The sequence below is a fragment of the Bacteroides sp. genome (assembly GCF_029057325.1).
Lineage (GTDB): Bacteria > Bacteroidota > Bacteroidia > Bacteroidales > Bacteroidaceae > Bacteroides.
This window is the reverse complement of the sequence record NZ_JAICZW010000077.1, coordinates 1-3,368: the sequence shown is the minus strand read 5'-3', so window position 1 is coordinate 3,368 and position 3,368 is coordinate 1. Positions and strand designations below refer to the sequence as shown.

Annotated in this window: 5 protein-coding genes and 1 pseudogene; all 6 read left to right on the top strand. The window is 43.0% G+C overall.

Features of this window, described 5'->3' with window-relative positions; all coding sequences use genetic code 11:
• Window positions 1-145 (top strand): annotated as a pseudogene (locus tag K2G43_RS04585) (transcriptional regulator); the annotation flags it as partial.
• Window positions 146-244: 99 nt separating this feature from the next.
• Window positions 245-724, top strand: coding sequence for a UpxZ family transcription anti-terminator antagonist (locus K2G43_RS04580; protein ID WP_297643994.1), 480 nt, complete (start codon window positions 245-247; stop codon window positions 722-724).
• Window positions 718-999 carry a hypothetical protein gene (locus K2G43_RS04575; protein WP_297643993.1) on the top strand — a complete coding sequence of 94 codons (282 nt, stop codon included), beginning with the start codon at window positions 718-720 and terminating at the stop codon, window positions 997-999. Before K2G43_RS04580 ends, K2G43_RS04575 begins: the two co-directional genes overlap by 7 nt.
• 108 nt (window positions 1,000-1,107) lie before the next feature.
• Window positions 1,108-1,248 (top strand): hypothetical protein, encoded by a 141-nt coding sequence (locus tag K2G43_RS04570; protein ID WP_297643992.1) that lies wholly within the window; start codon window positions 1,108-1,110, stop codon window positions 1,246-1,248.
• Window positions 1,245-1,541 (top strand): DUF6169 family protein, encoded by a 297-nt coding sequence (locus K2G43_RS13510; protein WP_363316953.1) that lies wholly within the window; start codon window positions 1,245-1,247, stop codon window positions 1,539-1,541. The genes K2G43_RS04570 and K2G43_RS13510 overlap by 4 nt, the downstream gene beginning before the upstream one ends.
• A 251-nt stretch (window positions 1,542-1,792) precedes the next feature.
• The gene (locus tag K2G43_RS04565) at window positions 1,793-2,242 is read left to right on the top strand and encodes a hypothetical protein (protein WP_300153185.1); all 450 of its coding nucleotides are present in this window, start codon (window positions 1,793-1,795) and stop codon (window positions 2,240-2,242) included.
• Window positions 2,243-3,368: the final 1,126 nt, after the last annotated feature.

Below are 3,368 nucleotides of genomic sequence, written 5' to 3'. Positions count from 1 at the left end.
GGTAAGAGTCATTAAAGGAGAGCTTAGCGGTATCGAAGGTGAGGTTGCTGTTGAGGCCAACAAGACATACGTCGTTATCCGCATTAAAGACATCCTGACAGCAAGTGTCAAAGTACCCAAATCCTATTTGAAAATCATAGGGTAATCTTTTCTGCTTAAGTCGAATAGTATTGCACGGCTATTTCATTTAAAGGAGTTATAGGATTTAGTTTCTGATAATTCCTTAAACAAAATAATTAAAAAAATGAGTGATTTAACTTCTCATGCTCTTGAGCTTCAACGTATGGCCCACCAGTTGATGTGTCTTGGTATGGATGGCGAACCGGTCTATTCCGATACTTTTTGCCGGTTGAACAAGGAGGTGCTTGTTAAGTCCGATTCTTTTTTCCCGGTTCAAAGTTCCGATGCTTGCGAGGAAGCCAATGTGTGCCTCGCTCTGTTGATGGGGTATAATGCCACTATCTACGATGATGGAGATAAAGAACGGAAAAAGCAGTGTGTGCTGGATCGCATTTATCGTATTCTGAACCTGCTTCCCGCCTCTCTGCTCAAGGTTCGCCTGCTGGCTTATGCCTACGGGGAAGTCTATGAAGAACCGTTGTTGCAGGAAGCCCATGCCATCATAGATGCTTGGGGACAGTCGGATTTGACTGCGGAACAGGCTGAGGCGGTGGCGGAGCTGAAGAATATCGAGGAGAATCTGTATCCGTTTGAGGTGTGTTAGAAAAGGGGGATTCATTTGTAGGCAAACATCCCGTGGATGGAAAAATCAGCATGGTTTATCCTGAATACATTTCTTCTCGTTCGCAAGATTTGGAACCCATTTATCACGATGCCGGTCAGTTCTATGTTGCAAAGACGGCTTCCTTTGTCCGTGAGAAGACCTTTTGGGGCACAAATACTGCCGGTCTGGTTCTTTCAGAACTGGAGGTGCAGGATTTGGATACACAGACGGATTGGGAATTGGCGGAAATGAAGTACGGGCTGCTCCATAAATAAAGAGGGGACATGATTTTGTGATTCTCTAAAAAGATGTTTATCTTTGCGTAGCGATTTTAATGTTTTAGTAATGATAAAGGAGTGTATGATGGATACGAATGCAAAAAAATGACACGTGAAGACGCTGTCCGTCGGTTCATGGCTGCCAAACAAAAGAAGCAAGAATGCGTAAAAAAGATGAAAATAGAACTCGCATCCTTGTATGAGCAACGTACCGGCAAAAAAATAGGTCAAATATTTGTGCTGTGATTCTTTGTATAGATAACATAAACGCTAAGGCTCCTTATCAGACAGAATATGCGACCAATAAGGCATTCGTTATATTCTCTACGGATTACGGTGCGCATTATTTAGTAGGATTTGAATACGATGATACCTCTTTTTCATTTGAAACTTACCAACTGGTAATTATTAACTCCAATAATAAGAAGTCACCTCGTGACGCTAAGGTGAAGGAAACAATAATAGCTATTGTTGAATCTTTCTTTCACGATAATAAAAGTGTGCTGCTTTATATTTGTGGAACAGGCGATCAACGGTAATCTATACGTAACAGACTTTTCAAGCATTGGCTCTCTTCTTATATTTATCAAGATTTGTTCACATTCATTTCTGCTTCTGTCAAAGATGAATATGGGATAGTCAACCATGCTGCCATTATTGTAAGGACTGACAATCCTCTTATGCCCATGATTGTATCGGAATTTTCACAAACTATCAGTTTACTGAATGATAAACCCGAATAATTGGAATGCAGTGAATCCGTGAAACATTTATTTCATTCCGTTTCCCTTTGAAAAAAAACTATTTCCGTGCCGATGCCGGTGCTGCTATCGGCTATGGTCACTTTGTCCGTACATTGGCTTTGGCTGACATGCTGAAAGCTGATTTTGCCTGTACCTTCTTTACCTGCCACCTTACGGCTTACCAGATAGGCGAGATGGAGCAAGTCTGCCCTTATGTGGCGCTACGGGAGGAGACGCATTTCGATGATTTCCTTTCCCGGCTCCGCGGTGATGAGATAATGGTGCTCGATAATTATTTCTTTACTACGGATTATCAGCGTGCCATCAAAGAGAAAGGGTGCTGGTTGGTTTGTGTGGACGATATGCACGACAAGCATTATGTGGCGGATGTGGTGATTAACCATGGGCAGACTGATGAAAATTTGTTTAGTGCGGAGGCTTATATGCAAAGGAGCAGGGTTGCGTTGAGTTATGTGAAGCCTTCCGTAGAAGTTTAAGTTGATTGATTGATTATTTAGAGCCGACAGGAGGAGCACACAAATGACGCTGATGAGATTGATACTCACAGGTTGCGCATGCCGGAGGCCTTTCAGCGGGCTTTGCTCGTTCGTCACTTGATATTTTGGGTAATGCATCATAATAAAACAATTTAAATTTCAGAGTTCAGTATTATAAAATCAGAAATCTGAAAACTTTATCACAAAGATACACCGTTTGCTCCGCATGTTTGTCGGTTTCGGTCGGTTCCGGTCGGTTTTAGTCGGTTATTTATGGGTGCGGATTTGATAATGTCATGTTTTTTGTTTACCTTTTGTGATGTTAAAAATCTGAATGTCAAGCATGCATACGATTGTAGTTGCGTTGGGGGAACCCTAAAGGTGAACATTGGCGGCGTAAAGGTGACGTTGACGAATGTGGCACAGAGGTTTGGACATTCAAAATCTCAAGATTTCAAAGATTTCAAAAATTCAAAATTTCATCCGCTTTCTCACGCACACACACACGCGTACATACGCGTGCGCGTGAGAGGGAGAATGTTTCAGGGATTGTGAGAGTTGCCGCTGTTTGGTCTGTTTTCCATCCTCTTTGGCATACGTACCGGCTTTTTTCAAGGTTGTGGTCGAAAGCTTTACGCATGTTTCGTCCCATACTGTTGTCCGATATGGTGGACGCTCCCAACAGCAGCACGCCATCGCTTTTTCTACTCTTCTCTATGCGTGCGCGTGTGTGTGCGTGAGCGGCTCGTTGAAATTTTGAAACTTTGAAACTTTCTCCTCCTCTCCGGGAGGCGCTTCATACCGAACCTGCACGCCGTACCGCTGCGCCAGATGGAAGGCAGTGCCCCAATGCACTTCGTGGTGTCCCGTCTTCAGCACGTTGCTGAAGAGCCTGTCTGCGGCCTTCGCGTCATATTTGGGCGATAGGCTGCAAAATGTAAGAAAATCATACCGCTTATTTTATTTTTATCACTCTAATAATTCATTTAGATGAGCAAAAATTTTATTCACTCTTCGTTGGGATTTTTTATCGAGCGGACGAGAAAACAGAGTGGAGTCACCATCAAAACTCTTTGCAAGGATTTGCATATCTCTCCCTCCACGTACATGGACATAAAAAAGAGGA